Source organism: Candidatus Culexmicrobium sp. (assembly GCF_058356305.1).
Genome location: NZ_JBTVBB010000051.1, coordinates 1 through 2,607 on the forward strand (window position 1 = coordinate 1; position 2,607 = coordinate 2,607).

Annotated in this window: 6 protein-coding genes; 3 read left to right on the plus strand and 3 right to left on the minus strand. The window is 35.9% G+C overall.

The window, feature by feature from the left end:
• Positions 1 to 109 precede the first annotated feature (109 nt).
• Positions 110 to 295 (minus strand): hypothetical protein, encoded by a 186-nt coding sequence (locus ACW8TM_RS11645; RefSeq protein WP_491533471.1) that lies wholly within the window; start codon positions 293 to 295, stop codon positions 110 to 112.
• Positions 295 to 483: an AbrB/MazE/SpoVT family DNA-binding domain-containing protein gene (locus tag ACW8TM_RS11650; protein ID WP_491533472.1), complete on the minus strand. Its 189-nt coding sequence runs from the start codon at positions 481 to 483 to the stop codon at positions 295 to 297. Before ACW8TM_RS11650 ends, ACW8TM_RS11645 begins: the two co-directional genes overlap by 1 nt.
• A gap of 190 nt (positions 484 to 673) precedes the next feature.
• Between ACW8TM_RS11650 and ACW8TM_RS11655 the strand changes: the two genes are divergently transcribed.
• Positions 674 to 1,483: a hypothetical protein gene (locus ACW8TM_RS11655; RefSeq protein WP_491533473.1), complete on the plus strand. Its 810-nt coding sequence runs from the start codon at positions 674 to 676 to the stop codon at positions 1,481 to 1,483.
• A 5-nt stretch (positions 1,484 to 1,488) separates the two neighbouring features.
• Here the strand turns inward: ACW8TM_RS11655 and ACW8TM_RS11660 are convergent, their stop codons facing one another.
• A complete protein-coding gene (locus tag ACW8TM_RS11660; protein ID WP_491533474.1) occupies positions 1,489 to 1,953 on the minus strand; it encodes a hypothetical protein in 465 nt (154 codons plus the stop codon).
• A 212-nt stretch (positions 1,954 to 2,165) separates the two neighbouring features.
• On the opposite strand from ACW8TM_RS11660, the gene ACW8TM_RS11665 reads away from it, so the two are divergent.
• Positions 2,166 to 2,315, plus strand: a complete 150-nt coding sequence (locus ACW8TM_RS11665) for a hypothetical protein (RefSeq protein WP_491533475.1) — start codon at positions 2,166 to 2,168, stop codon at positions 2,313 to 2,315.
• Positions 2,316 to 2,340: 25 nt separating this feature from the next.
• Positions 2,341 to 2,607: hypothetical protein (locus ACW8TM_RS11670; RefSeq protein ID WP_491533476.1), on the plus strand; the 267-nt coding region annotated here is incomplete at its 3' end.

The window sequence follows — 2,607 nt, forward strand, 5'->3', positions numbered from 1 at the left end:
AGCTCCTCAAGATAAGAAAAGGCGATATACTGGAATGCACTATTCAAGAAGTTGAAGTAAATGGCCGCAGAGTGAAAGCTGTCATTTACTTTAAAGCATGACATCTCATCTAATCCTCCTCAAGTTTAACCCAGACGCATAATTTGCGGCCCCTAAGCTTCCGCCACAGATCTTTTTGGTCTGATGGAAGGTAGATTATGTAACGGCTACCCTGCCTAACCACGCATCTCTTCCCAAGATAGATGAAGCCAAGCTTCATCAATTGAACTTCAATCGGATGATCCTCTGGAATCACTAATTTTCACCTCCTTTGCTCCTAAGCTGCAATTTTTCAATGATCAAGCGTTTTCCATCGGTGTAGAGCGCTACATAGCATCCTTTCTTGAAACCAAGCTTTTCAACAACCTTCTTTGGCAGGTATATGAGAGGCCAACTGTCATTACTCGTAACCTTACTTACTCGAATTAACTTCAAACCCTCCATACTACACAGTCCCTCCACTAAATAGAAAAGCGAAAAATGTGTCGTGAAACAGAAGAAGCAAAATAAAAAAGAAAAATTGAAAAAATTTCTTGGTAAATACAAATTTAGTAAACAATTTTTCGATTTTTTTCATAATTTATTAAATCATAAATTTAAATATGTAAGAATATTCTATTGTAATGGTGTTGCTATGACAGCTGGTGTTTCAAGAGTTGGAGTAACTTATCAAGACATTTTAAAGTTACTAGAGGATGGACCTAAAACTAAGAATCAAATTTACAAGGAGTTATGCGAAAAGAAGAGAATTCACCTTAATGTTTCAACTGTATGGAGATTGTTGAGAGAACTTGAAGACATGGGAAAAATAAAAGTGGAAGTATTTGGCAGGTCACATGTTGTTTCTTTAAAAAGAAAACCTTCAGTAAGTTATGAAAATCTTCACAATCTATTAACTTTTATAACTAAGTTTTGGGCTGCAGTTTTGAAGGCTTGGCCTGACAGCCGCATCATCAACATTGTTATTGAAGAGTACAATAGTTATACTTCAAACTTAAAGGAAATAAAATGGCCTGAATTAAATTTGCTTATACACCATAGTGAAGTAACGTCATTAGCTGTAAAGTTTGATAAGAAATTTAGGAGAGTGCTTAAGGGATTAAAGGAATTTACATGTGATCTCTGCAATTCAAAATTTAAAGTAAGGGAGAAGCCCTATATAATATGTAGGAGATGCTTCGAAAAATTAAGAGTCCCTTTAACTCATAAATCTAATTTCACTCGAACCTATAGAAAAAGGAGTACACTTTTTATTGCTAAGTTTTTAGCAGCATTACTGGAAGTATTGGCTCCAATTGAAGCTGATGCAATCATTGAATTATATAATAATCTTTCAATTGAATATGGTTTAAAGCTTCCAAATTTAAGTGTGCTCCAATTTGAAGATGAAGTTGTAGAGTTAGCTGATAAAATGAATGAAGCAATTCGAAAGTATGTTATATAATGAGTTTATTCGTCTTCTTCTGGTTCTGGAACTGCATTGACTAGTTTGTTCCAGAAGTATCTTAGTACGTGGAGGAGCATTTCATATTTATCTTCATCTTCAATATATGTGTGAGCTAAATCCTCCAGTGCATGAAGCTCCAATTCAGAAACCTCAATAGTAACAGTATAGGTTTCATTAGGATCAAAATCAGGCCGCCTAAGCTTCTCATAATACTCCCTAAGCAATTTATAAAGCTCCTCCTCACTAAGCCTATCAGTAATATATAGGCTAGAAGCAATCTCCCTCACCATATCCCTTCGACCCAATTCTACCAACCCCAATAGTAACTCCATAAACACTCCACTAAACTTTAACGATCTCAAAAACTTAATAATTTCATCAAAACACAAGCACCAGCACCACTGCACTTTCTTTTTAGGTTTAACCTTTCCATGAACTTCAATTGATGTAGAAAGCAGTTTCGACATCAAATGTAGAAACTCTCCACCCTATATTCAACATCAAATGTAGAAAGCCAAACTGCAAATTTCGAAGCAGAAACCAACTATTCCTCCAATCATCTAAACCTTCATAGACATTAAGAGCGTGGGAAATTCAAATTAGTGGAATTTGGGTATTCTGGCTTTATTCTTAAGTGTATATTCTATTATTTGGGATGTGGAGAAAATGTGGAGTTTTTATGGAGAATTTCAATTTGGTGACTCCACATCAAATGTGGAGAGGTGTTTGGAGGGTTTCCATAATTGACAGGGAGTGGTCTCTCCTCATCAAACCGTTAAGGCTGACTAAGAGTCCTCTTAGTACTGTAGAAGAAATAGTGAAGCGTTAAATATTCTTATGGGAGGTAGGGTGAATTGTTTGAGCGGCCGATTAAGATAATTGTTTATGTGAAGTATTATGTGAGGAGGACTAGGCGTGGATTACCAATTTATTATAACTTTCCTTTGCTTACATCAATTCTACCATCAAGCTGGAGTGAGCTTGCTAGAATAATTAAGAGGGCTAGATTTATTGCTGAGCGTAAGCTTTATTACCGTTTGGGCCGACGAGTTAAAGGCAACCTAGAATTCTTCATTCAAAAAGCATCACCACATAAACCTGGATTCGTAGTAATATTCCCC

What these genes read in the sequence shown, in the direction of transcription:
- ACW8TM_RS11660 (WP_491533474.1), bottom strand. Translation starts at nt 1,953, where the DNA reads ATGTCGAAACTGCTTTCTACATCAATTGAAGTTCATGGAAAGGTTAAA.
- ACW8TM_RS11665 (WP_491533475.1), top strand. Translation starts at nt 2,166, where the DNA reads ATGGAGAATTTCAATTTGGTGACTCCACATCAAATGTGGAGAGGTGTT.
- ACW8TM_RS11650 (WP_491533472.1), bottom strand. Translation starts at nt 483, where the DNA reads ATGGAGGGTTTGAAGTTAATTCGAGTAAGTAAGGTTACGAGTAATGAC.
- ACW8TM_RS11655 (WP_491533473.1), top strand. Translation starts at nt 674, where the DNA reads ATGACAGCTGGTGTTTCAAGAGTTGGAGTAACTTATCAAGACATTTTA.